This window comes from Bacillus haikouensis, assembly GCF_013179555.1.
GTDB classification, from domain to species: domain Bacteria; phylum Bacillota; class Bacilli; order Bacillales; family Bacillaceae_B; genus Rossellomorea; species Rossellomorea haikouensis_A.
In genome coordinates, this window is sequence record NZ_JABMCR010000025.1 from 1 (window position 1) to 24,714 (window position 24,714).

Here is a 24,714-nt window from a genome sequence, read left to right on the forward strand (position 1 = left end):
TCATTATCCAGTCCTTCTCCGGAAAGAATTATGTATGCTAAAAGTAGGATAGCCAATCCTACTTGTTTTATATCCACTATTTCCTTTTGTAAACCTAAATTAAAGAATTCTTTTATAGAAAGATACGATTAGTTTTCAATGGAGAAACAATATACGACAACGGTTCACAGAAGTTCGTCCACGAATTGAATTTGCAAGGATTCTTACCAAGACACATCTTCAAAGAATGACATCTATATTTTACGAAGTTAGCTGATATATAAGACCCTTAAATTATTTAGTAGAGATGGATAAATAGAATCCCCATTGCATAAATAGAGGCTGGGACAAAACTAATAAACCACGATATATAGACGAACAATTTCAGCGTATGTTCTTAATACCGCTAATGATTTCCGTGCAAGACTTCGCTTTCCGCGGGTAGCCCGTGAGCCTCCTCGTCGCGTTCGCTCCTGTGGGGTCTCACTTGTCTAGCTGCAGGGCTTAGAGGCACATGACATAAGCCAAACCGGCCAAGAAGGCAAAGTGCGCCTTCCAGGACGATTCGTCTTATGCACCCCGCCTCTGAGCAAAGCCCATCCGCTTTTCTAATATGCTACTCTCCCCGCAGGAGTCTTCGTCTTGCACTCCAATCAACCGCTGGAAAGTTCTAAAACTTAAGGGTACATTGAATAAAATAATAACCCGAACTAATTTGCCTGTTAGAAGGCAGTTTAGTTCGGGTTTTTCTTAGGCTAAAACACTTTTGTCCCAGCCTCTTTTTAATTTGCGTCAAAATAAAGTCCATTTGGATGGTATTAAAATCTCTTTTTACTGGATAGAAGCACAATTAACAGCATAGTAGGCAATCTACTCTCTCAATTAGTGTGGACGAGCATAAAATAAAGCGTAAAGCAATTTAGCAATAAAGGGGGTGAAATGTATGTGTGGAAATAGAAGAAATAACGTTGGTGGAGACTTTGATGATAACAATTTCAAAGTAAAGGTTCACAGCCATATTGATGGTAGAGACTTTTGCAGAGGGGTAAGACGCTGTCTCTCAGATCTTCTTGATGATGCAGATGATAGAAGACATGACAATGGCTGCCGCAGACAACGAAATAACAACTGTTGGTTCTAGTAAATTCTAATATAAAAGAGGGGATCCTTATTTTTTGGGGCCACCCTCTTTTTTACTTTGATCTATGCGGCAAGTACTTAACTTTTCTGAACATTAGTCATGAATCGAAAAATAACAATACAAGTGAAATCTATCCTGAACATTGCCTGAAAATAGAAGAAGGCGAACTTAAAAAGTCCGCCTTCTTCACCTTAAAATCATTTACATAATACTTTTTCAGGTATTATCCAATAGAACCTTCCATCTCGAACTTGATGAGGCGGTTCATTTCAACTGCATATTCCATAGGAAGTTCTTTCGTGAATGGCTCGATGAAGCCCATTACGATCATTTCTGTTGCTTCTTCCTCTGAAATACCGCGGCTCATCAGATAGAATAATTGTTCTTCAGATACTTTCGATACCTTCGCTTCGTGTTCCAACGAGATATTGTCGTTAAGAATTTCGTTGTAAGGAATCGTATCGGAAGTGGACTGATTATCCATGATCAGCGTGTCACACTCGATGTTAGAGCGTGCGCCTTCCGCTTTGCGTCCGAAGTGAACGATCCCGCGGTATGTTACTTTACCGCCGTGTTTGGAGATCGACTTCGAGACGATGGTTGAAGAAGTGTTCGGCGCCAAGTGAATCATCTTAGCTCCTGCGTCCTGGTGCTGACCTTTACCTGCTAACGCGATGGAAAGAGTCATGCCGCGGGCGCCTTCTCCTTTTAGGATGACAGCCGGATATTTCATCGTAAGTTTAGATCCGATGTTCCCGTCCACCCATTCCATCGTTGCGTTCGCTTCACACACAGCACGCTTCGTTACCAGGTTGAATACGTTGTTCGCCCAGTTTTGAATCGTCGTGTAACGGCAGTACGCATCTTTTTTGATGATGATTTCAACAACCGCTGAGTGAAGCGAGTTCGTTGTGTAGACAGGTGCTGTACACCCTTCTACATAGTGTACGCTTGCGCCTTCATCAACAATGATCAATGTACGTTCGAATTGACCCATATTCTCAGAGTTGATACGGAAGTACGCTTGCAGCGGCGTATCAACCTTAATACCTTTAGGCACATAGATGAATGATCCACCTGACCATACCGCAGAGTTCAGTGCAGCAAACTTGTTATCCGTCGGCGGGATAACTTTTGCCCAATGCTCGCGGAAAAGCTCTTCATTTTCTTTAAGGGCAGAATCTGTATCTTTGAATACGATTCCCATATTTTCAAGATCTTCTTGCATGTTGTGGTAAACAACCTCAGATTCGTACTGGGCAGATACCCCGGCAAGATACTTTTGCTCAGCTTCTGGAATACCCAATTTATCAAACGTCTGTTTGATTTCCTCAGGTACTTCATCCCAGCTGCGCTCTGATTTCTCTGATGGCTTTACGTAGTACGTAATGTCATCAAAGTTCAGTTCTTGTAAGTCGCCGCCCCATTGTGGCATTGACATGTTATAAAAATGGTCAAGTGACTTCAAACGGAAATCAAGCATCCATTGAGGCTCTTCCTTCATGCGGGAGATTTCTTCTACAATCTCACGCGTCAAACCACGTTTTGAACGGAAAATTGATACGTCTTTATCGCTAAAACCGTATTTATAATCCCCGATCTCAGGCATCTTCTTTGCCATGTCGATTCCTCCATTCTTTGATAGAGTACCGAAGAAGAGCTTACTCCTGCTCTTCTTCTTTTACTCCTTTTTCCATCGCTTTCCATGCCAGGGTCGCACATTTAATGCGGGCAGGGAATTTAGCGACTCCCTGAAGTGCTTCAATATCTCCTAAATCCACATCTTCATCATAGTCGTTTCCTTGCATCATATCAGAAAAAATCTTCGATAGCTTCAAGGCTTCGTCAATTTCCTTGCCTTTTACAATTTGTGTCATCATGGATGCAGATGCCATCGAGATTGAACACCCTTCTCCGTCAAACTTGGCGTCCTGAACAATGCCGTCCTCCACTTTCAGTGTCAAGTGAATACGGTCCCCGCAGGTCGGGTTATTCATATCGATTGTAAAACTGCCATCTTCCAAAGACCCTTTATTACGCGGATTCTTGTAATGGTCCATGATGACTTGTCTGTACAGCTGATCTAAGTTATTAAAAGACATCGCTGAAAAACTCCTTTGTCTTCACTAGGCCTGCAACAAGTTTATCAATATCTTCTTCTGTATTATACAGGTAGAAGCTGGCACGTGCAGTCGCCGAGACATTCAGCCATTTCATGAGAGGCTGTGCACAATGGTGACCCGCACGGATAGCAATTCCTTCCGCATCAAGTACAGTGGCGAGATCATGTGGATGGACATCATGAATATTGAAGGTAACGAGACCCGCACGTTGACCGGGATCTTTCGGACCATAAATGGTCATCCCTTCGACTTCATTCATTTTATTCAAAGCATATTCTGCAAGCTTATGCTCATAAGCTTCGATATTGTCCAATCCGATATCTTCAAGGAAATCAATCGCAGCTCCGAGACCAATTGCTCCCGCAATGATCGGAGTGCCGCCTTCAAACTTCCAAGGAAGCTCTTTCCAAGTGGATTCCTGAAGACCGACGAAGTCAATCATTTCTCCGCCGAATTCGATCGGTTCCATCTTGTTCAGGTGCTTCTTCTTCCCGTAAAGGACACCGATACCGGTAGGTCCTACCATTTTATGGCCGGAAAAAGCGAAGAAATCACAGTCAAGGTCTTGAACATCGATTTTCATGTGAGGTGCAGCCTGCGCACCATCCACTACCATGACTGCGCCTTGGTCATGGGCGATTTTCGCGATTTCCTTGATTGGATTCATCGTACCAAGTACGTTCGATACCATTGTGATCGATACGATTTTCGTTTGAGCAGTAACAGTTTCTTTTACATCTTCCAGCGTGAGCGTTCCATCTTCTTGAAGTGGAACATATTTTAATACAGCCCCTGTTTCTTTGGCAAGCTGCTGCCAAGGAATGACATTGCTGTGGTGCTCCATGTGAGTAATGACGATTTCGTCGCCTGCACCCAGATTGGCGCGTCCGTAGCTGGCTGCGACGGTATTGATTGCAGTCGTCGTTCCACGTGTGAAAATCACCTCTTGAGTTGTGGAGGCATTGATGAATTTACGAACCTTTTCACGTGCTCCTTCATAACCATCAGTTGCCCTCGTTCCAAGGGTATGGACTCCGCGGTGAACATTCGAATTATAGCCGCGATAATAATCATTTATTGCATCAATTACCTGAACAGGCTTTTGAGATGTTGCTGCACTGTCTAAATAAACGAGAGGATGGCCATTCACTTCCTGGTCGAGAATCGGAAAATGTTTACGAATCTCTTTGACATCCATTAGTTTACTTTCCTTTCAATTACCTCGACGAGCTGCTTCTTAACTCCTTCAATCGGCAATTGGTTAACGACAGGAGCAAGGAATCCGTGAATAACAAGTCGTTCTGCTTCTTTTTGCGGAATACCGCGGCTCATCAGATAATAAAGCTGAAGCGGATCGACGCGGCCCACTGAGGCTGCGTGACCTGCTGTTACGTCATCTTCATCGATCAGAAGAATCGGATTCGCATCCCCCCGTGCTTTTTCACTGAGCATTAATACACGGGATTCCTGCTCTGCATTAGACTTGGAAGCACCCTGTTCAATTTTTCCGATACCGTTAAAGATAGAAGATGCTTCATCTTTCATGACTCCATGCTTCAAGATGTAGCCTTCAGAATTTTTTCCGAAGTGAACAACTTTAGTCGTGAAATTCTGCTTTTGTTTGCCCCGACCGACCACGACTGTTTTGGTATCACCATAAGAACCGTCACCGATCAGGTTCGTTACGTTCTCGGAAACTGTGTCTCCATCATTCATCAAGCCAAGAGCCCACTCAATACGTGCATCCCTGGCTGCGACACCGCGGCGGTTCACATATGTGGTCAATCCGCTTGCAAGGTTGTCTACCGCTCCGTAGGCAACTTTAGCGTTATTGTTTGCAACCACTTCCGTTACGATGTTGTATACACCATCTTCAACGTCTGTTGTAGAAATATAGTTTTCTACATATGTCACTGAGCTGTTGTCTTCTGCTACAACCAATACGTGGTTGAACATAGCAACTTCAGCATGATCGTGAACATATACCGCTTGAATCGGGTCTTTCAGTTCTACGTTTTTCGGAATGTAAAGGAAGGCTCCCCCATTCATCAATGCGGCATGAAGTGCAGTAAGCTTGTGTTCATCCGATTTCACGCCTTCAGTCATGAAATACTTCTGAACAAGGTCGCTGTGCTCTTTCGCCGCTGTGAAAATATCCGTGAAAATAACACCACTGTCTTTTAATTCATTTGAAAGAGAAAGAAAAGCCGGTGTGTTATTGCGTTGTATATATAAGCTTTGATCTTTGCTGTCTAAGTCAACTAGTGTTTTTACTTCTTCTGGCAGCTCACTCAAGGATGAGAACGAATCACTTTCAACCGTATGCTTCTTGAAAGAAGTGAAATTCCAGTTCGTGATTTTCGTTTTATCTGCAACCGGAAGGCTAAGATCCTTCATTTTGTTAAAGGCATCTGTACGAAGGGTTGTTAACCATTCTGGCTCTCCAAGCTGCTTTGAGTAGGAGCTGACATAGTCCTGATCTACTGATAGTTTCGTTACTGCAGTCATTATTATCCCCCTAACACTTACGCTTCTTGGCCAACAGTTTCGTCTTTGATTCCCAGCTCTTCTTTAATCCAGTCATAACCTTCCGCCTCAAGACGCTGTGCGAGTTCCGCACCGCCTGATTTCACAACACGCCCCTGCATCATTACGTGTACACGGTCTGGAGTGATGTAGTTAAGAAGACGCTGGTAGTGAGTGATGATCAAGCATCCGAAATCTTCACCGCGCATTTTGTTGATTCCTTTCGATACAACTTTAAGTGCATCAATATCAAGACCGGAATCAATCTCGTCAAGGATTGCGATCTTAGGCTGAAGCATCATCAATTGAAGGATTTCGTTACGTTTTTTCTCACCGCCTGAGAAACCTTCATTTAAGTAACGCTGTGCCATATCCGGATCCATTTCCAGGTATTCCATTTCAGAATCCATTTTACGGATAAATTTCATAAGCGAGATCTCATCGCCTTCTTCTCGACGGCTGTTGATTGCTGAACGCAGGAAGTCTGCATTCGTTACTCCGCTGATTTCACTTGGATACTGCATTGCAAGGAACAGACCAACTTGAGCACGCTCATCAACTTCCATTTCAAGTACATCCTGCCCGTCAAAAGTAATGCTTCCCTTTGTTACTTCATACTTCGGGTGACCCATGATAGCAGAAGATAAAGTTGATTTACCTGTACCATTCGGACCCATTACTGCGTGGATTTCTCCACCTTTAATTTCAAGGTTAACCCCTTTCAGGATTTCCTTTCCTTCAATTTCAACATGAAGATCTTTAATTGTTAAAGTAGAACCTGCCATGTGTATTTACCTCCGTGACTTTATAAAATGAATGGAAGAATTAAATTCTTTCATCATTCTCAATTTATTCTCATTACAATCTTATAACAAATAAAAGGTATTATCAACTTTTTCAGACCTCATGACCATTGTGTTTCCGACCTGCAAATACTCTCCTATTCTTTACATGAAACTGATGAAAAATGCAGGTACTCACGCCAAAGGAAGTTGTCCGGTTTCGTCCCTATATAAATAGGAAATAATTACATATTTGAAAATTCATTTCTCCTGCAGTTGATTTCCTCCCCAAGTATTATCATCAACTTAGTGTTTTAGCTGGTTCAAGCCATATTCAAGAAAAAAACCAGTGTCTGTTTCAACACTGGTTTTCCTTTAGGTCTATTATATATGAGCATGCACTTTTCTATCAAGTGCCGCAATCATTCTCCGGCTTTCTTTATAATCCCGCTCTCTTTGTTTTTCTACTTGCATTCTGACATCATGCTTTCGTTTGTACACCTCGTATCCAATCCCATGGGCACTATGCATCGCCTTTTCCATTTCACTTGTGTACGACAAACCCTCAAGAGAGTCGATAATAAATCATTCCTTTCAAATTTTATATTTATAACTATACTACCCCTTCATCCTGAACACAAAACCCGTTTTCGGTCATTTTTTCTGATAAAACAACGTCAGAAGATTTTAACAGGAGGGTTTCGTTAAGTTTTCACAAAATTCCGCCATTATACTGGCGAATAATAGGTAAGTTAGTAAATATCCATAGGCTTGTATAAAGATAAAGCGCTTACATTGTTTTTAAAGGAGGTTTTGTCTGTTTATTCCCCTGTTAATTCTCATACAAGACTTCGCTTGTCACGGGTCAAAAAATAAGCGGTGGTTCCTGTCCAGCTTCTGACAAGCATAGGAGGTATTTCCCTCGCTGGCGCCTTTTAACCTTCTGGGATCATTTATCTTATGACATACCTGAGCCTGAGCTAATAAACAACTATAAGCTTTCACAAATCCAATGAAGACATAAATGAGGAACTTAAGTTTATTAAATTCGAGCCTTAAATACCAGGTATTAAGTCATGTATATTATAGTAGAAACTAAAAACGAGGGGAGTGATTCCCCTCTCGTCTGGTTTATTGCTTCAGTTGGTTAATTTCCTGAACGGATTGCTGGACTAGTGTCACAGCCTGGCTCATTGCCGCTCCGCCGCCGAATGCTGCGGTGACCCCCACCGCTTCAAGTATTTCCTGTTCGGAACATCCTTCATCGATGCATCCCTTTGTGTGGTAGATGATGCAGTATTCATCTTGGGAATAGAGGCTGATACCCAGGGCGATGAGCTGCTTTTCTTTTTTCGTGAGGACACCTTCTCTGAAGCAGTGTTCAGTGAATGTATTGTAATGCTGTGCTAGCTCCGGCATTTTTTCCGTGAAGATTCCAAGCCCCATTTTATAATCATGAAGTGCGGCTTCAGTTGTATTTCTTGGTTCTATTTGCATCATATTTCAACTCCATTTTTTCGAATAGATTCTTCGAAGATAGTATGAACCAATCAGGAAAGGTTTATGTCAGGAATTTAGTGCAGCCGCAGCATGAAAAGAAAAGCGAAAGCCCCGACAGGTCACGAATGATCAGACGCTGGAGCTCTGCCATGTCTCAAAGTGAAATTTTACTTTCCCATAACTGAATAAAAGCAACCCGATCCAGTCACCGGGTTGCTTAGGATAGGCTTATTTTCAGAAAAGATTCTTAGACATTATTCTGATACTGGTACTACCGCTCCATCCCATTCTTCATTGATGAATTCCTGAATTTCTTTTGAACGAAGGGCTTTAACCAGCTCTTTCACTTCTTCCTTATCTTCATCTCCTTTGTTGACCGAAATCACATTCACATAAGGAGAATCAGTGTCTTCTATAGCAATTGAGTCTTCCAGTGGTTTCAGGCCGGCATCGATGGCATAGTTGGAATTGATCACCACTGCGTCCCCTTCTTCATTTTCATACATTTGCGGAAGAAGTGCTGCTTCATATTCATAATCGAATTTGAGATTTCGAGGATTTTCCTCTATGTCTTCAAGCTGCGCCTGTGTATTTTCAACTCCGTCCTTTAATTTGATAAGCCCTTTCTTTTCCAACAGGGTAAGGATTCGGCCGTGGTCGGATACTGAGTTACTCATTAAGATGGTGGCACCTTCCGGAAGTTCATCTAAAGATTTATGCTTTTTGGAATACACCCCGATTGGTTCGATATGGATTCCGCCTGCGTTGACGAAATCATAGTCGTTTTCCTTCATTTGCAAGTCCATATAAGGGATGGTTTGAAAATAGTTCGCATCCAGGTCTTCATTATCGAGGTCTTTATTCGGAAGGATATAATCCTGATAGGTCTCAATTTGCAAATTGATTCCTTTCTCTTCCAAAATCGGCTTCACTTGTTCAAGGATTTCAGCATGAGGTACATTTGAAGCACCTACGACCAGTTCCTTTTCATCGCTTTCCGATCCAGCATCACTTCCGCATGCTGCCAATCCAAAAATACTAGTTGCTGCTATAACTCCTGCTACCCATTTTTTCATGTTTTTTCTCTCCTCTTATCGTTTGTCTAATTTATTTGTAAAGAAATCACCTATGATTTGAATGGCAAACACAACGATCAGTATCATGATCGTGGCCGCCAGTGTTACGTCTTCCCTGCTTCTCTGGAACCCGTCCAGATAAGCCAGGTTTCCAAGTCCTCCTGCACCGATGACTCCTGCCATCGCTGTATAGCCTACAAGCGCAATAGCTGTAACCGTTATACCCGAGATGAGTGCGGGCATGGATTCCGGCAGCAGGACCTTCAGGATGATCGTGCTGGTTTTTGCACCCATCGCCTTGGCGGCTTCGATTACACCTTTATCCACTTCTCTAAGGGCGATTTCGACCATTCTGGCGTAGAACGGTGCTGCCCCTATGATAAGAGCCGGCAAAGCGGCATTTGCTCCCCTGATCGTATCCAATAAAAATTTCGTGAAGGGGATCAGCAATACGATCAGTATGATGAACGGAATCGACCTGAACACATTTACGACAGAGCTCGTAACCGTGTAAGTAAGCTTATTTTCCCAGAGATTTTCTTTGGATGTCAGGAATAATAGGATTCCAAGTATGATGCCTAATACAAATGTGATCAGGACGGACATCCCGGTCATATAGAGTGTCTCTAACGTTGCTTCCCACATTTTTTCCCAATCGACATTTGGAAATAGCGTTTCAATCATCCTGCCATCACCTCCACTTTCACCTGTTGACTCTCAGCAAACTGAAGAGCTTCCTTAAGCTGCGATTCTGGCCCGTCCAAATGAACAAACAGAGTGCCGTATGCTCCTTTTTGCGTCTGGGAAATCTGTCCTTGCAGGATGTTCACTTCAAGATCGAACCTCCTGATTAACGAAGTGATCAAAGGCTGCCCGGTCGACTCACCTACAAAAATGAACTTCAATACTTTTCCAGTAGGGTATTGCTTGATCAACTCCTGAATCACTTCTTCAGAATCCTGATCCTGTGATACTTCTTTTACAAAACGTTTTGTCACTTGCTGCTTGGGATTACGGAATACTTCCAGAACATCCCCAAGTTCCGCAACCTTCCCATCCTCCATCACCGCGACCCGGTGACAGATTTTCTGGATGACATGCATCTCATGGGTAATCAATACAATGGTCAATCCAAGACGCTTATTGATATCCACCAATAAATCAAGAATTGAATCTGTCGTCTGCGGATCAAGGGCAGAAGTTGCTTCGTCACACAACAGCACACTCGGGTTATTGGCGAGAGCCCTTGCGATTCCTACACGCTGCTTTTGTCCCCCGCTCAGTTGTGAAGGATAGGCATCCCCTCTTCCTTCAAGTCCGACAAGCGCCAGTAATTCATTTGCTCTCCGTGTCCGATCCCTTTTGGACACCCCCGCTATTTCCAAGGGGAATTGAATATTTTCCAGAACAGTTCTGGACCATAATAGATTAAAGTGCTGAAAGATCATTCCGATGGACTGCCTTGCTTCACGCAGCCTCCTGCCTTTGATACTTGAAACTGCCTGCCCGTTCACATCGATTGTTCCTTCTGTTGGAACCTCCAGTCCATTCAGCATCCGGATCAGTGTACTTTTACCCGCACCGCTGTAACCGATCACCCCAAAGATTTCACCTTCCGAAACGGAAAGGTCAACCCCGTCAACAGCTGAAATCGGCCCTGTTTTTGATTGATATATTTTTTTTACATCTGAGATCGTAATCATGCTGTCAGTCACCTTTCTTTCCCTGAGTAAATAGAGCGTTATAATGAGGATTATAGCTTTTCTTTATAAAAACATGCTCCAGCCGGTCCTATCAAATCCGGGCAATAAAAAAACCTTTCCGCAGATAAGCAGAAAGGCATAATCATATGACTATCCTTCCTCTTATCTTTCAAAGCATCAGCTTTGAGTGAATTGGCACCATTTCAATTTTCATTGACGGTTGCCGGGCTTCATAGGGCACTTCCCTCCACCACTCTTAATAAGAGTAAGTCAAACTATATTAAATTAGTGAGTGTAAAGTCTCAGAATATTTGCTACAAAGGTGATTCTATCACCGTACATACAGTGTGTCAATTATTTTTTTCGGAACTTTAAAGCTTTCAATATATTTCAACAGGTTCTTTCAACATCGGCCTTGTCAGCCAAAGCACAGATTCGACGAATAACAGAGGGCGGTAGCCTCCCTTTACTGACAATTGATCCCTTTCTGCCATCCTTGATAATAGCTCATGACCTGCGAGAACGGTGGTGATCATCTCCTCGCTGCCTTTAATGACAAATTGAGGTTCAAGGTTACTGAGCTCTTCCGCGACGAAACACTCTTTATTCGAAAAAGAAAGTGTGTAACGCTGATTCTCACATTCAAGTTGAAGAATAAATGGGTCTGAAGGAAATAACAGCTGAAGATGGTACTTGGAATGACATTGGTCAATTAGCTTATCTAATAGATTTCTCATAAATACCCTCCCGCGAATCTTCTTACATACTTAATTCTCCGAATGGGTTTTTTATCCTTTTTATCTCTCTCGACATGGTTTTAGGCAGAAAAGGTCTTCGTGTCGAATTAATCAGTTTTTGAATATTCAGAATATAAATTCCGAGCAATTTCTCCTTCATTTCCCAAGAAATATGTCCTAGTTTGTAGAAAGCTTTTGATGATTATTTATTGTTTTTCAAAAGAAGAGCTCTTGATTTATACAAAAAAGACCTTTATTCACAAAAGGTCTCCGTTTTCTTTAACATCTCATATAAATAGGGAACTGATTGGAAAGCATAGATCCTTTCCTTCTCTTTTGAATTTTTATAAAGAAGTAAGCATGGTACACTCTCGATCGCCTGCTCTTCTGCAAACTGTGGTAAGTAATTCAAATTGACTTTATTAAAATGAAAGGATTGCGGAAGCTTTTTCACGACTTCCATCATTCTGCCTGCTACCTGGCATGTCCCACACATTGGCGTGTAAAGATACACGGCCGTAAACTCATGTGTGTGTATTGAATCATATAGCGAACTGGTACTGCTTACCTCATTCAACGTTAACTCATCCTTTTTTCCAAGTATTCCGTGTGTACATCAATATTTGCACCAATCAGTACAGATGCCAAATGGTATTCGGGAGCAGATGCCACTTCTTTATACATCCGGTCGATATATAAGTGTTCTGCCTCCGGGAATTCCCGCTTGAATTGTTTTCGAAGCTTTTCTCCTGCATGATCGGCATCCACCAGAATATAAACATCTCTCTGCTCTAACGAATCAATCAGTTCGTCCATTTTCGTAATGCTTATGGTTCCATTTGTGCAGATAATCTCAATGGGCTCTTTTATGATACCCTCTACTTTTCGTTTATCCGTCGTGCCCTCTACAATGATTACTTTCTCATCACCGTTATCAAACATTGTCATCACCTTATCTTTCAGAAAATAAGATTAGGATAGTATATTCAATTTATTAGAGATGATGTCCACTACTTACTTATATCTTCTCATTTTTTATTTAAAATAGAAAGAGATAAGGCCGATACTTGAAGGGTTTCGGTTAGCAGCCCGGGTTTAATGGCCGCATGGCCGCAGCTTTATATCCCACGCAATCCTTCGGTATTCTGCAAATAGACAAAAGGGTGCCAGTCCCGCCCGGAGGAAGCCTGCCACCCTTCATGTGAAATCAACACCATCCACCCTCATCGCAGTCCGTATAGCGTGCTTCAGACCCTTCTGTTGCGGTGTAATGCTGAAAAATTTTATCTTCACTTGTTTCAAAATTAGGTTCCATGGTGATTCCAGTCAGGGGAACTGCCATGCGGCCGATCGGCTGATTGTCGAGATACAATTCCAGATTCCCGTTTTTCAGTTTTCCAGTCACACGTTCGGTAACATCAAGCTTTTTTGGTTCAAGAGTCATCGGGGTCATCCTTTCTTTAATGTCTTCTGCATTTAGAATGCCCTAAAAGAAAAACAAAACACCCAGAGAATACCCTCAAGGTGTTTTGGAATCATTACCCTTCGTTAATCATTTCCTCATATTGTTCTGCTGTCATAAGCTTGTCCACTTCTCCAGCATCTGATGGTTCAACGATGATCATCCAAGCTTTTTCATAAGGAGATTCATTGACAAATTCAGGGCTGTCAGCAAGCTCTTCATTCACTTCAACGATTTTACCTGAAACTGGTGCATAAAGCTCAGAAACTGTTTTAACTGATTCGACGCTTCCAAATGGTTCATCAGCTTTCACTTCGTCGCCTACTTCAGGCAGTTCGACGAATACGATATCTCCAAGTTCAGATTGCGCAAACGCAGTAATTCCAATACGCAGTTTTTCCCCTTCGGTTTTGACCCACTCATGTTCTTCAGAATAGCGAAGTTCTTTCGGTGTACTCATTTCAAATCCCTCCAAATACTTGGTATACAACCTAATATTGACACACTTTTAAATAAAAAAGCAAGAAAACGCAGTGTTTCATTCAAAACTTTTTATATGCTGTTACAGGACCTTCCATTTCCGCTTCATATCAATGATTACGCACTTACTTCCAGGCCTCTTCAAACGTATCTTCTCTGTATCCGACTGTCACCTTCGAACCATCCGTGGTGAGCGGTCGTTTGATCAGCATACCGTCTGTGGAAAGAATCTCTAGCAGCTCCTCATCAGAAGCGGAATTCACCTTATCCTTCAATCCAAGCTCACGATACTTCTTCCCGCTTGTATTAAAGAACTTTTTCAATGGCAAACCGCTTGTTTCATAAAGGCTTTTCAGTTCTTCTTTTGACGGGGGATTTTCAACAATATGTATTTCATTATAATCTGCGTTATTGTCCTCTAGCCATTTCTTTGCTTTTCGGCACGTTCCGCAATTTGGATAAGAATAAAAAGTCAATGACATGTTTACACCACCTTTCAATTCAGGTTCTAAACACCGTTGTTGATTTCCGTGAAAGCTTCGATTTCCGGTGGTGACCCGCGATCCTCCTCGGCAAGCCTGCGGGCGTGGCGGCTCGACCAGAGGCGACAAGCATAAGGCGGGCAAATCGGAAAGGCGCTCCTTGCCTTTTTGGCTTGCTTGACTTATGACCTCGAGCCTCTAGCCGCCAATGTGCCAGAGCTGGACAAGTCTCACATTAACCATTCATCCGCAGGAATCTTTGTCTTACACCCCAATCAACAGCTGGAGCAGGTTAAAACTATTATACTTTACAAAACAAAGGAAACGAAAAAAATCCATCAACCTGGGATAGGCAAATTTATTCATCCACTAGACTACATTCGACAGTCTTCGTGATTTCCCTTCTTTTAGAGAAGGTTTATTCACAGTGCTCTTCTATTTGGCCAAGCAGTTGTTTAAGAGTCATACAGATACCCTCTGTTTCATTCAACTTTCATTATATCCAATCCCGGACTTTGCAGACAATATTTGTGATCATTTCACAGGCGAATTGAAGGAATTCGAGGACAGTCTAACTTTGATCCCTGGTATGAAAAATGAAAAGTTATGCTGAAAAAGGTGAAAAGCAGTAAAAATGAGAATAAAGAATTTAAAAACATTCATTCAGGTGCAAGAAAAGAAAAATTCCTTATAAAAAAACTACCCGATAAACCGCTGACATCCTGCTATTTAACTGAACGATTAATATACTAATATTAATTGTGCCAGTTTGGTGATTATTTTGCCACTTTCACTAATAATAGTGCTGCTTGTCGAATATTCTTTCCCTCCGCCTGGCTTAACTCCTCCTTTTCGCATGTGTCTCCTTTGCCTCCTTCAACAAAACCCAAATAAAAAACAGACCCCGTCTAAAGAAGGTCTGTTTCCCGAAACATTACTTATCAAACGACATACTTCTCTGCTTCAACGAGCTTCTCAGATGCTTCACGCTTCACCGCAATTACGTTGATCGGGGTGTGGCGTGTGAATTTTCGCAGTGCTGAAAGCATCATGCGCAGTGTGTCACCTTGTTCCGTCGCCACAAGTGTCTCTTTCGCATGAGCTTCGATTTCATTGAACGCTTCCTGACAGAAAATCTGTGTATAAAAAAGCTTTTGTTTTGATTTTTCAGCCCCGGCTTTTTCCAGCGCCTTTTCTGTACGAAGGACCGCTGATTCCATCGCATATGCATTTGATACGATATCCGCGATGTTCACCAGGATTTCCTGTTCTTTTTCAAGCGCTTTGCCGAACTTCTGGGCAGCCAATCCAGCAAGCATCAAGCCTATTTTCTTTGCATTTTTCACAAGGTATTTTTCTTGTGCCAATGGCTCGTCGCCCACTTCTTCCGGCATCAGCATCATTAGTTCTTCCTGAAGAGCCTGCGCTTTTTGAAGCAGCGGCAATTCACCTTTCATCGCTTTACGCAGGTACGTTCCTGGAACAAGAAGGCGGTTGATTTCGTTTGTACCTTCGAAAATACGATTGATACGGGAGTCGCGGTATATCCTTTCGATTTCATATTCCTGCATGAAGCCGTAACCTCCGTGCAGCTGTACACCCTCATCTGCGACGTAGTCGAGTACTTCTGTAGCGAAGAATTTATTCAGTGAACATTCAATTGCATATTCAGCAATTGACTTCGCCACTTCTGTCCCGTTCTTAACCTCTTCATCAGTCAATTTACTCATACGGTCTTCGAATAATCCCACTGTACGATATACGGAGCTTTCAGCTGCATATAATTTCGATGCCATTGTCGCCAATTTCTCTTTCGTCAAGTTGAAAGAAGAAATCGGTGTCTTGAACTGCTGACGCTGATTTGTATATTGTACGGTTACTTCAAAAGCGCGCTTACTTGCTCCGACTGCACCCACTCCGAGCTTGTAACGCCCGATATTCAAGATATTAAAGGCGATGATATGGCCTTTTCCTGCTTGACCCAGAAGGTTTTCGGCCGGAATTTCAGCATCTTCCAGGATCAATGTTCGTGTGGATGAACTCTTGATTCCCATTTTCTTCTCTTCAGGACCTGTCGATACGCCTGGATAGTCTTTTTCAACGATGAATGCAGAGAAATGTTCACCGTCTATCTTTGCATATACAATGAATACATCAGCGAAGGCTGAGTTTGTGATCCATTGTTTTTCACCGTTTAAAATATAGTGAGTACCCGCTTCGTTCAGTTTTGCTGTCGTTTTTGCACCCAGTGCATCCGAACCTGAGCCTGGCTCTGTTAAAGCGTAGGCAGCAAGCTTTTCACCTGTTGCAAGTGCAGGCAGATATTTTTGCTTTTGATCTTCGTCCCCGAATAGAACGATTGGAAGGGATCCGATTCCGACGTGAGCTCCGTGAGAGATAGAAAATCCGCCTGCCCGGGACATTTTTTCCGCGATCAATGCAGAGCTGACTTTATCAAGGCCAAGTCCGCCGTATTCTTCGGGTACATCCGCTCCAAGAAGGCCAATTTCTCCTGCTTCTTTCAATAAACGGACTGAATGATCAAATTCATGGTTTTCAAGATTATCAATTACAGGAACCACTTCATTCAAAACATAGTCTTCAGTCGTTTTCGCAATCATTTTTTGCTCATCCGTGTATTCCTCCGGTGTGAATACCTGCTCGAAGTTCACATCTTCAATTAAAAAACTTCCACCCTTTATCAATTTATCTGTTTGATTTGCCATATTTGACATCCCCTTAACGTTTTTTTTGGAAAGAGAGAACCAGAACGATCCGTCTCAATCTGTGGATACACTTTAACCAATCAGTTCAAAGACCCCGGCTGCACCCATTCCGCCGCCGATACACATTGTGACAATTCCGAATTGCTGATTGCGGCGCTTCATTTCGTGGACGAGAGAAAGGGTCAATTTTGCTCCTGTACAGCCAAGCGGGTGACCAAGCGCGATGGCACCTCCGTTGACGTTTACTTTGTCTTCGTCAATCCCCAGCTGTCGAATGACTTGAATAGATTGGGAAGCAAATGCTTCATTTAATTCGAATAATCCGATATCAGACAATTCAAGACCTGCCATTTTCAATGCACGCGGGATAGCTTCAACAGGACCGATCCCCATGATCTCAGGCGGAACCCCGGCAACTGCAAAGCTTCTGAATTTTGCCATAGGCTGAAGTCCGAGACCATCGGCTTTTTCACGATCCATTACCATCACGGCTGCTGCCCCGTCACTTGTCTGTGAAGAGTTTCCTGCCGTCACCGAGCCTTTCACATTAAATGCAGGACGCAATTTCGCAAGGACTTCAGGACTCGTTGAAGCACGTACTCCTTCATCTTTAGAGAACTGGAACGTTTTTTCAACCAGCTTGTTTTCTTCATTCACTGATCTCTGGATAACATCCACCGGGACGATTTCTTCATCGAATTTCCCTTCAGAAATCGCTTTCGCCGCTTTTTGGTGGCTTCTCACCGCAAACGCATCCTGATCTTCACGGGAGACGCCGAATTTCTTCGCAACTTCCTCTGCCGTGTGACCCATGCTCATGTAATACTGCGGTGCCGTTTCAGCAAGCTTTGCGTTTGGACGTACGACGTGGCCCATCATGGGCACAAGACTCATGGATTCAGCTCCGCCGGCAATGGCAGTGTCTGAATGTCCCAGCATGATTTTTTCTGCTGCATAGGCAATGGACTGAAGCCCCGACGAACAGTAACGGTTGATTGTGATGGCAGGAACCGAGTTCGGCAGTCCTGCAAGTCCTCCGATGTTACGTGCCATATTCAATCCCTGTTCTGCTTCCGGCATAGCGCATCCGATAATCAAATCGTCAATATTTCCTTCGTAGTTCCCCGCACGTTTCAATGTTTCTTTTACGACAAGTGCTCCAAGATCGTCCGGCCTCACTCCGGCCAGTGAACCTTTTCTTGATTTCCCGACTGGTGTTCTTGCACCAGCAACTATGACTGCTTCACGCATGATGCTTCCCCCGCTTTCTGGATTGGTTTATATATACTAGTTGCGTAATGGCTTTCCTTTGACGAGCATATGCTGCATCCGCTGCTGTGACTTCGGCTGGGCGATCAGACTCAGGAATGCCTCTCTTTCAAGATCCAATAAGTATTGTTCATCCACTTCTGTTCCGAATGGCACTTTTCCGCCGGCGATTACATATGCCAGTTTCTTGGCAATCAAGAGGTCGTGTTCTGAAATGAAACCTGATTGATACATCGCCTGTGCTCCCAGCAGCAATGTGCCGTAACCCGTTTCACCTACAACCGGGACCTTTTTACGGATTGGCGCTTTGTATCCTCTTTCGTATAACGACAGGGCTGCCTGTTTCGCATCATGTAATAAGTGGTCGCCGTTTACGCTCACTCCATCTGCTGTATTCAGGAAGTTGTTGTCCTTTGCTTCATCTCCTGAAGTCGATACCTTAGCCATGGCAATCGTTTCAAATACTTTGTTCGCAACCTTTTGCAGATCGAATTCCACACCGTTTGGAAGGTTCGCTAAATGTTTCATATATAGTTCCTTGTTTCCGCCGCCGCCCGGGATCAATCCGACTCCGACTTCGACAAGACCCATATACGTCTCCATCGATGCCTGGATGTGGGCTGTCGGCAGGCAGACTTCGCTTCCCCCGCCCAGGGTCATGCCGAACGGTGCTGATACAACCGGTTTCGAGGAATACTTGATTTTCATCATCGCCTGCTGGAAATGACGGACGACCATATCGATTTCAAAAACATTATCATCCTGCGCTTCCATCAAGATCATCGCAAGGTTGGCACCTACGCAGAAGTTCTTCGCCTGATTTCCGATCACAAGTCCCTTGAAGTCCTTCTCCACTTCATCGACCGCGAAATTGATCATCTGGATGATATCCAAGCCGATGGCGTTATTCGGTGAATGGAATTCAAGCAATGCCACACCGTCCCCGATGTCGATCAGACTTGCACCTGAGTTTTTCTTGATCAGCTTTCCTTGTTTCTTCAGAAGCTTCAAGTCGATCACTTTAGGGTTGCGCTCCGAATGTTTGAATTCTCCATTATGGTAGAAATATAGTTCACCATTTTCTTCTTTATAAAAATGGGTGTGTCCCTTATCGAGCATTTCTTCCACCCACTCAGGAACGGTTATCCCTTCTTCTTTCATTCGTGCGACAGACATCTCGACACCAATGGCATCCCACGTTTCAAAAGGTCCGAGTTCCCAGCCGAATCCCCATTTCATCGCGCGGTCGATAGCAACGATGTCATCCGCGATTTCCCCGTGAAGCTGTGCAGAATAAGTCAGAACGGGTGATAAGATATTCCATAAAAGGGATCCTGCTTTATCCTTCGCATACACCAGGGATTTGATTTTATTTGGAAGTCCCTTCTCATTCTTGCTCATTTCGAGGGAAGCTGTTTTCAGCTTTTTACGAGGCTGATATTCCAGGGTATCTGTATTTAATTCAAGAATTTCCTTCCCTTTCTTCAGGAAGAACCCCTGTCCGCTCTTGCTTCCCAGCCAGCCGTTCTCAAGCATCTTCTGCATGAAAGCAGGTACTTCAAATACTTTCTTTTCTTCACCATCCACCTGGTCATAGACGTTCTTCGCAACATGGGCGAATGTATCAAGTCCGACTACATCCAATGTGCGGAAAGTCGCGCTTTTCGGTCTGCCGATCGCAGGTCCAGTGATGGAGTCCACTTCACCTATACTGTAGCCGCCTTTAAGCATCTCCTGTACAGTGACCAGCAAGCCGTACGTACCAATCCTGTTGGCGATGAAATTTGGTGTATCCTTCGCTAATACAACACCTTTCCCAAGGACATCTTCCCCGAAGACTTTCATGAATTCCACTACCTCTGTGTCGGTCTTCCCTGTCGGAATCACTTCAAGAAGCTTCAGATAACGAGGCGGATTGAAGAAGTGAGTGCCTAGAAAGTTCTTCTGGAAATCCTCAGAACGGTCCTCTGCCATCGCTTCAACCGAAATCCCGGATGTATTGGAGCTGACGATGCTTCCCTGTTTGCGGTATTTTTCAACCTGATCGAATACCTTTTTCTTAATATCAAGATTCTCTACGACCACTTCGATGATCCAGTCGCAGTCACCGATTTTTTCCATATCATCTTCAAAGTTCCCTGCTGTAATCAGAGACAGATTTTGTTTAGAGGTTAAAGGAGCAGGCTTTTGCTTCAATAGTTTTTTTAAAGCGTTTTCACTTAATCTGCTGCGAAACGCTCTGCTCTCTTCCGTCAGGCCTTTTGCTTTATCTTCGTCCGTTAATTCACGTGGTACGATGTCTAATAACATTGTCGGAATGCCGATATTCGCTAAATGTGCGGCAATTCCCGAACCCATAACTCCTGATCCCAGCACTGCTGCTTTCTGAATTCTGCGAGTCAATGTGATTTCCCCCTTTATTGGAACTGATAATGTTTTCTGGACAACCGTTCTGGTTGGATGTGCAGTTGTTTAAGATTCTGGACAACTTTGAATGAATACTCATTCATTTTTTACTCAAAAAAAAGACTCAATTGAGTTTCTGTTACCTCTAATATATCGGATTTTCTAAAATATCGCAATATTTAAACGTTTAAAAATGAATAAATTTTACAAAAGAATTAAAAAATCATAAACTCCTTCTTTCTTGGACATTTTATGAATGGAGGTGTATGTTCATGGCAAAACGCAAAAAAGATCCTTCAAGAGCAGGCATCAGTGCGGCCAGCGTAAAAGGTGATGCGGGTCCCACTGTAGAAGCAGACGGCGGCGGTAAAGTAAACAGTCAAAATAATCAGTACAAGAAGCAATAACGGATAATCACAGGTGTCCTGATTGGCGCCTGTGATTATTTTTGCAGTTTGTCTGCAAATAAGAAAGAGAATATTTTGGAATGGAGTTCGGGACGGTTTCTTTTGCGCTGTCTTTTGGAGATTTATGCGGAATTATTTAACCTACTACTGGTTGTTGGTGAATTAAGCTGAAAAATTTCATTTTATGCTGACTTAAACAGTAATGAGGTGTTTGTTATCTCTGCTTACAGTAAGGAGTCAACACGGCCTGAGGGCACCGCTTTAATATTATTGTTCGTTCAACTTTGTGCATGTTCAACAACTCTTCATTCGCTTGCTGCTCCTTCCTTTAATGTTTTACAGATAGGGAGCAGCAAATAGAGTGAAATGCAGAAATTAACTTTGCTTCCCTCAACGTTTTCGAGTAAACTTAGTGTATTGCGCCAAGTTGTCAGACCTCTTACTTTTACTAGCTGGAGGTTGACAGCCGGCTATTTTTGATAACGTTTACAGATAAGGGGAGAAATACAATGATGATTCGCAGGTCAGCATTTTTTACTATAGGATTGTTCATTTTGACAATGGGTGTATCGTTGATTATAAAAGCCGGACTTGGAGCCTCTGCATGGGATGCCCTTGCCGTTGGCGAGTCGAGGATGTTTGATATCACGGTCGGTACTGCCGTGTTCATCAACGGGATTGTTCTGATCATCCTCAATGCCATTATTATGAAGAAAAGACCCGATGTGTTGGCGACGTTGACAATCTTCGTCATTGGATTATTGATTGATTTCTGGTTATTGATCATTTTAATTGATTTTGCTCCAGTCATGATGTTCAATCAATTCGTCGCACTTGGAATCGGTATCCTGACAGTGGGTCTAGGGGTTGCGGTTTACTTGCAGGCCAAGTTCCCTGCCAGTCCGATGGACACACTTATGGTGGCCATTCATACGAGATTCGGCTTGAATCTTCGCAACTCTCGGATTATCAGCGAAGGATTTGCCTTGTCGCTTGCATTCTTATTCAAAGGGGATATCGGAGTTGGTACAATTCTGGTGACTGTATTATTAGGCTTCGTCGTTCAGTTCATGTATCCAATTTTTGAGCAATTGTTTGAGAAAAAGTCAGTTGCCAAAACAGCTGTCACAACTGACTAAACGGTTAATGGATGAAATCCAGTGGATTTCATCCTTTTTTTTTGTAAAGCTGATCATGAAGTCAGCTGCCCCTCTACGTTCATATTCACGCCTAAGAAATGGCATCATGATAACGTCAGACCTTTTTGTATTAAATACAAGCTGGAAAATGATATGATAAATCTATTATTCTATTTCATTTAGGAGCGTAATGTATGCTGTATGTTCTGAATAAAAAACTGGAGAAACTTATGCCGGTCATCACGCCTTCAGCGGTTGTGATCGGTGTATTTTTTGCTCATTACTTATCTTCTTTCACTTACATCGTACCTTGGGTATTTGCCTTTATGACCTTCTCCGGCAGCCTGAGCTCGAATTTCAATTCACTACAGCGGACTTTAAAATTTCCGCTTCCTCTGTTGACAGCCTTGCTGATCCTGCATATCATCATGCCGCTTTGGGCTTTCGGAATGGGGAGCATCGCATTTCCCTCAGATGGAATGACGGTTACCGGATTACTGCTTGCCATGGTGATTCCTACCGGGATAACCAGCTTTGTCTGGGTAACCATCTATAAAGGGAATATCGGTCTCGCTCTTTCCATCATTCTAGTCGATACGATCCTTTCCCCGTTCATCGTCCCGGCCAGCCTCTCCATGATTGTCGGTCAGAAGGTTGAAATGAACAGTTGGAGTATCATGAGTGGTTTGTTATGGATGGTGGTGATCCCATCCTTGACCGGCATGCTCTGCAATCATCTGACGAAAGGGAGCATCAAAGACACGGTAGGCAGACGACTTTCCCCTTTTTCAAAAATCGGGATAGGGGTTGTGGTAGCCATTAACAGTTCAGCTGTCGCGCCTTATCTGCTGGATCTTAGCTGGAAGCTCTTTTTCATTGCTTTTGTCGTTCTGTTCGTTGCCATATCAGGATTCACTATCGCTTGGCTCCTCGGTACGCTTCTCAAACAATCGAGGGAGACGAAAGCGAGCCTCCTTTTTACCGGAGGAATGAGAAACATCAGTGCCGGGGCAGTCATTGCTGTACAGTATTTTCCGGCTGCTGTTGCGGTCCCGGTCGTGATCGGCATGCTCTTCCAGCAGGTCCTCGCCTCCCTATTCGGCTTTTTGTTCCAACGTCAAGAGATAAAGATGAAAGCATAACAAAAAAAGGACCTGATTACTGGTCCTTTTTTACTGAGCTATCATTTGATTCGGTTTCCGATTCCCGTTCCTGGACTGCATTCGTTTCCCGGTCCGATTCAGATTGCGGCCTGTTGTCCTTTTTCTCATTCTGATTAAATCCCGGCTGCACCTCAGCTGCATTTTCTACGTTTAGTCCCGGTATAGGCTCGCGGGCTGCATTACACTCCTGCTTCTGTCCAGGTCCATGTTTGATACTCTCTCCAGGTTCTTTCTTTGCATTCAGCAAATGGTTAATATGCTTTCTTTGACTTTTACTTGCGAGTACATATAACGTATCATCAGCTTTTATGATTGTGTCTCCTGTCGGCGTTATCAGGTCATTTTCCCTTATGACGGCAGAAATCAACGTTTTTTCCGGAAGGTCAATATCCTTGATGGCCATTCCGGTTATATATGCTTCGTCATTGATATGAACTTCTATCATTTCATTATTGGTTTTTCCAATGCTCACTAATTCAATCGTATGGGCGAGCGGTGGTTTGTCCTTGCCGGAAAGCTTGAGATAATTTGCAAGCGGCGTGATGGTTGTGCCTTGGACCAAAGCGGATAAAAGGACGACGAAGAACACTACATTGAAGATGATCTCGCTATTTTCGATTCCCGCTACCATCGGAAACGTGGCAAGTACGATTGGAACTGCCCCTTTGAGGCCTGCCCATGAAATGAAGAATTTCTCTTTCATATTAAAGCTTTTACCGAGCGCAAGACTGATATAGACTCCCAGCGGCCTAGCCACAAAGATCAGGAGTATCGATAACAGAATTCCCTGAAGCGCAATCCCCGGCAGGTGCTGTGGAAATACGAGCAGACCGAGCAGGATGAACATGACGATCTGCAGCATCCATGCAAATCCTTCGTTGAATCGAATGATGGATTGACGGTAGGTGAGTTCCCGGTTCCCTAAGATGATGGCCATGACATAAACAGCAAGCAGGCCGCTCGCATCAAGGAGGGATGTCATCGCATAAGTAAGGATCGCCAATGACACAGATAGGACAGGGTATAATCCTGAAGAATCGAGATTGATTCTATTTATGATCCAGACAGAAGCCAGGCCGAAAAGAATACCGAGCACAAGCCCCATTCCCATCTGCCAGAAGAAACTTAAAATAAGATTGAGCGGATTCAAGCCTGGAAATTGAATCAATTGTAAAAATGCTACGGTCAGGAAAATGGCCATAGGATCGTTACTGCCTGACTCTGCCTCCAATGTGGATGAAATCTTTGGTTTGATATTTTTATTGCCCAGTACCGAGAATACAGCTGCAGCATCAGTAGAACCAACGATGGCACCGAACAGCATGCCCTCAAGCCAGCTTAGGTCAAGGATGAATTTTGCAGCAACCCCGATAGAAAGGGTTGTCACCAGCACCCCGATGGTAGCCAGTGATAACGATGGCTTGTATACACTCTTCACACTGCTCCACTTTGTCTGAAGTCCACCTTCAAACAGAATGATGATCAGGGCAATCGTACCGATGAATTGAGTGATATGTGCATTATCGAAGAAAAAATATGTATTCAGGATCATACCGACAGCAATGAAGAGAATGAGAGAAGGTACCCCTAAACTCGAGGAAAATTTGGCAAAA

The 24,714-nt window shown here is 43.4% G+C and carries 23 protein-coding genes and 1 riboswitch; of the genes, 3 read left to right on the plus strand and 20 right to left on the minus strand.

What is annotated here, in order from left to right:
- Positions 1 to 1,343: 1,343 nt before the first annotated feature.
- The 19 genes from sufB to HP456_RS04440 all read right to left on the minus strand — a co-directional run bounded on the left by sufB (position 1,344) and on the right by HP456_RS04440 (position 20,389).
- Entirely contained in the window at positions 1,344 to 2,741 is a 1,398-nt protein-coding gene (sufB, locus tag HP456_RS04350) for a Fe-S cluster assembly protein SufB (protein WP_172248786.1), read from the minus strand.
- Positions 2,742 to 2,781: 40 nt separating this feature from the next.
- Positions 2,782 to 3,222, minus strand: coding sequence for a Fe-S cluster assembly sulfur transfer protein SufU (sufU, locus tag HP456_RS04355; protein WP_172248787.1), 441 nt, complete (start codon positions 3,220 to 3,222; stop codon positions 2,782 to 2,784).
- Entirely contained in the window at positions 3,212 to 4,441 is a 1,230-nt protein-coding gene (locus HP456_RS04360) for a cysteine desulfurase (RefSeq protein ID WP_172248788.1), read from the minus strand. The genes sufU and HP456_RS04360 overlap by 11 nt, the downstream gene beginning before the upstream one ends.
- Positions 4,441 to 5,751 (minus strand): Fe-S cluster assembly protein SufD, encoded by a 1,311-nt coding sequence (sufD, locus tag HP456_RS04365; RefSeq protein WP_172248789.1) that lies wholly within the window; start codon positions 5,749 to 5,751, stop codon positions 4,441 to 4,443. The genes HP456_RS04360 and sufD overlap by 1 nt, the downstream gene beginning before the upstream one ends.
- Before the next feature lie 17 nt (positions 5,752 to 5,768).
- Positions 5,769 to 6,554: a Fe-S cluster assembly ATPase SufC gene (sufC, locus tag HP456_RS04370; RefSeq protein ID WP_172248790.1), complete on the minus strand. Its 786-nt coding sequence runs from the start codon at positions 6,552 to 6,554 to the stop codon at positions 5,769 to 5,771.
- A gap of 381 nt (positions 6,555 to 6,935) precedes the next feature.
- Entirely contained in the window at positions 6,936 to 7,094 is a 159-nt protein-coding gene (locus HP456_RS25770; protein ID WP_512698730.1) for a YuzK family famiily protein, read from the minus strand.
- 588 nt (positions 7,095 to 7,682) lie between these two features.
- Complete coding sequence (locus HP456_RS04380; RefSeq protein ID WP_172248805.1) at positions 7,683 to 8,048, minus strand: carboxymuconolactone decarboxylase family protein; 366 nt, start codon at positions 8,046 to 8,048, stop codon at positions 7,683 to 7,685.
- 257 nt (positions 8,049 to 8,305) lie between these two features.
- Entirely contained in the window at positions 8,306 to 9,127 is an 822-nt protein-coding gene (locus HP456_RS04385) for a MetQ/NlpA family ABC transporter substrate-binding protein (protein WP_172248791.1), read from the minus strand.
- Positions 9,128 to 9,142: 15 nt separating this feature from the next.
- On the minus strand, positions 9,143 to 9,811 hold the full coding sequence (locus HP456_RS04390) for a methionine ABC transporter permease (protein WP_172248792.1): 669 nt from the start codon (positions 9,809 to 9,811) through the stop codon (positions 9,143 to 9,145).
- Positions 9,808 to 10,830: a methionine ABC transporter ATP-binding protein gene (locus HP456_RS04395; protein WP_172248793.1), complete on the minus strand. Its 1,023-nt coding sequence runs from the start codon at positions 10,828 to 10,830 to the stop codon at positions 9,808 to 9,810. The genes HP456_RS04390 and HP456_RS04395 overlap by 4 nt, the downstream gene beginning before the upstream one ends.
- Positions 10,831 to 10,989: 159 nt before the next feature.
- Positions 10,990 to 11,096, minus strand: a riboswitch (SAM riboswitch).
- A 114-nt stretch (positions 11,097 to 11,210) separates the two neighbouring features.
- Positions 11,211 to 11,567 carry a hypothetical protein gene (locus HP456_RS04400; protein ID WP_172248794.1) on the minus strand — a complete coding sequence of 119 codons (357 nt, stop codon included), beginning with the start codon at positions 11,565 to 11,567 and terminating at the stop codon, positions 11,211 to 11,213.
- 253 nt (positions 11,568 to 11,820) lie between these two features.
- On the minus strand, positions 11,821 to 12,105 hold the full coding sequence (locus HP456_RS04405) for a thioredoxin family protein (protein WP_312857731.1): 285 nt from the start codon (positions 12,103 to 12,105) through the stop codon (positions 11,821 to 11,823).
- A 41-nt stretch (positions 12,106 to 12,146) separates the two neighbouring features.
- Entirely contained in the window at positions 12,147 to 12,509 is a 363-nt protein-coding gene (locus HP456_RS04410; RefSeq protein ID WP_172248795.1) for a toprim domain-containing protein, read from the minus strand.
- A gap of 265 nt (positions 12,510 to 12,774) precedes the next feature.
- Entirely contained in the window at positions 12,775 to 13,011 is a 237-nt protein-coding gene (locus tag HP456_RS04415) for a YusG family protein (protein WP_172248796.1), read from the minus strand.
- Positions 13,012 to 13,105: 94 nt separating this feature from the next.
- Entirely contained in the window at positions 13,106 to 13,489 is a 384-nt protein-coding gene (gene gcvH / locus HP456_RS04420) for a glycine cleavage system protein GcvH (RefSeq protein WP_172248797.1), read from the minus strand.
- A 145-nt stretch (positions 13,490 to 13,634) separates the two neighbouring features.
- The gene (locus HP456_RS04425) at positions 13,635 to 13,991 is read right to left on the minus strand and encodes an arsenate reductase family protein (protein ID WP_172248798.1); all 357 of its coding nucleotides are present in this window, start codon (positions 13,989 to 13,991) and stop codon (positions 13,635 to 13,637) included.
- Positions 13,992 to 14,932: 941 nt separating this feature from the next.
- Positions 14,933 to 16,717 carry an acyl-CoA dehydrogenase FadE gene (locus tag HP456_RS04430; protein ID WP_172248799.1) on the minus strand — a complete coding sequence of 595 codons (1,785 nt, stop codon included), beginning with the start codon at positions 16,715 to 16,717 and terminating at the stop codon, positions 14,933 to 14,935.
- Between the two features lie 72 nt (positions 16,718 to 16,789).
- Positions 16,790 to 17,968: an acetyl-CoA C-acetyltransferase gene (locus HP456_RS04435; protein WP_172248800.1), complete on the minus strand. Its 1,179-nt coding sequence runs from the start codon at positions 17,966 to 17,968 to the stop codon at positions 16,790 to 16,792.
- A 36-nt stretch (positions 17,969 to 18,004) separates the two neighbouring features.
- The gene (locus HP456_RS04440) at positions 18,005 to 20,389 is read right to left on the minus strand and encodes a 3-hydroxyacyl-CoA dehydrogenase/enoyl-CoA hydratase family protein (RefSeq protein WP_172248801.1); all 2,385 of its coding nucleotides are present in this window, start codon (positions 20,387 to 20,389) and stop codon (positions 18,005 to 18,007) included.
- A 275-nt stretch (positions 20,390 to 20,664) separates the two neighbouring features.
- On the opposite strand from HP456_RS04440, the gene HP456_RS04445 reads away from it, so the two are divergent.
- The 3 genes from HP456_RS04445 to HP456_RS04455 all read left to right on the plus strand — a co-directional run bounded on the left by HP456_RS04445 (position 20,665) and on the right by HP456_RS04455 (position 23,080).
- Positions 20,665 to 20,799 (plus strand): YuzL family protein, encoded by a 135-nt coding sequence (locus HP456_RS04445; protein WP_172248802.1) that lies wholly within the window; start codon positions 20,665 to 20,667, stop codon positions 20,797 to 20,799.
- Positions 20,800 to 21,308: 509 nt separating this feature from the next.
- On the plus strand, positions 21,309 to 21,938 hold the full coding sequence (locus HP456_RS04450; protein ID WP_246288730.1) for a YczE/YyaS/YitT family protein: 630 nt from the start codon (positions 21,309 to 21,311) through the stop codon (positions 21,936 to 21,938).
- A gap of 194 nt (positions 21,939 to 22,132) precedes the next feature.
- The gene (locus HP456_RS04455; RefSeq protein ID WP_172248803.1) at positions 22,133 to 23,080 is read left to right on the plus strand and encodes a bile acid:sodium symporter family protein; all 948 of its coding nucleotides are present in this window, start codon (positions 22,133 to 22,135) and stop codon (positions 23,078 to 23,080) included.
- 16 nt (positions 23,081 to 23,096) lie between these two features.
- Here the strand turns inward: HP456_RS04455 and HP456_RS04460 are convergent.
- Positions 23,097 to 24,714, minus strand: a 1,618-nt coding sequence (locus tag HP456_RS04460) for a potassium/proton antiporter (protein ID WP_172248804.1), incomplete at its 5' end; no start/stop codon positions are given.

Excerpts from the sequence above, each read along its gene's own strand:
- sufB (WP_172248786.1), bottom strand. The coding sequence starts at position 2,741 with ATGGCAAAGAAGATGCCTGAGATCGGGGATTATAAATACGGTTTTAGC.
- sufU (WP_172248787.1), bottom strand. The coding sequence starts at position 3,222 with ATGTCTTTTAATAACTTAGATCAGCTGTACAGACAAGTCATCATGGAC.
- HP456_RS04360 (WP_172248788.1), bottom strand. The coding sequence starts at position 4,441 with ATGGATGTCAAAGAGATTCGTAAACATTTTCCGATTCTCGACCAGGAA.
- sufD (WP_172248789.1), bottom strand. The coding sequence starts at position 5,751 with ATGACTGCAGTAACGAAACTATCAGTAGATCAGGACTATGTCAGCTCC.
- sufC (WP_172248790.1), bottom strand. The coding sequence starts at position 6,554 with ATGGCAGGTTCTACTTTAACAATTAAAGATCTTCATGTTGAAATTGAA.
- HP456_RS25770 (WP_512698730.1), bottom strand. The coding sequence starts at position 7,094 with ATGGAAAAGGCGATGCATAGTGCCCATGGGATTGGATACGAGGTGTAC.
- HP456_RS04380 (WP_172248805.1), bottom strand. The coding sequence starts at position 8,048 with ATGCAAATAGAACCAAGAAATACAACTGAAGCCGCACTTCATGATTAT.
- HP456_RS04385 (WP_172248791.1), bottom strand. The coding sequence starts at position 9,127 with ATGAAAAAATGGGTAGCAGGAGTTATAGCAGCAACTAGTATTTTTGGA.
- HP456_RS04390 (WP_172248792.1), bottom strand. The coding sequence starts at position 9,811 with ATGATTGAAACGCTATTTCCAAATGTCGATTGGGAAAAAATGTGGGAA.
- HP456_RS04395 (WP_172248793.1), bottom strand. The coding sequence starts at position 10,830 with ATGATTACGATCTCAGATGTAAAAAAAATATATCAATCAAAAACAGGG.
- HP456_RS04400 (WP_172248794.1), bottom strand. The coding sequence starts at position 11,567 with ATGAGAAATCTATTAGATAAGCTAATTGACCAATGTCATTCCAAGTAC.
- HP456_RS04410 (WP_172248795.1), bottom strand. The coding sequence starts at position 12,509 with ATGTTTGATAACGGTGATGAGAAAGTAATCATTGTAGAGGGCACGACG.
- HP456_RS04415 (WP_172248796.1), bottom strand. The coding sequence starts at position 13,011 with ATGACTCTTGAACCAAAAAAGCTTGATGTTACCGAACGTGTGACTGGA.
- gcvH (WP_172248797.1), bottom strand. The coding sequence starts at position 13,489 with ATGAGTACACCGAAAGAACTTCGCTATTCTGAAGAACATGAGTGGGTC.
- HP456_RS04425 (WP_172248798.1), bottom strand. The coding sequence starts at position 13,991 with ATGTCATTGACTTTTTATTCTTATCCAAATTGCGGAACGTGCCGAAAA.
- HP456_RS04430 (WP_172248799.1), bottom strand. The coding sequence starts at position 16,717 with ATGGCAAATCAAACAGATAAATTGATAAAGGGTGGAAGTTTTTTAATT.
- HP456_RS04435 (WP_172248800.1), bottom strand. The coding sequence starts at position 17,968 with ATGCGTGAAGCAGTCATAGTTGCTGGTGCAAGAACACCAGTCGGGAAA.
- HP456_RS04445 (WP_172248802.1), top strand. The coding sequence starts at position 20,665 with ATGGCAAAACGCAAAAAAGATCCTTCAAGAGCAGGCATCAGTGCGGCC.
- HP456_RS04450 (WP_246288730.1), top strand. The coding sequence starts at position 21,309 with ATGATGATTCGCAGGTCAGCATTTTTTACTATAGGATTGTTCATTTTG.
- HP456_RS04455 (WP_172248803.1), top strand. The coding sequence starts at position 22,133 with ATGCTGTATGTTCTGAATAAAAAACTGGAGAAACTTATGCCGGTCATC.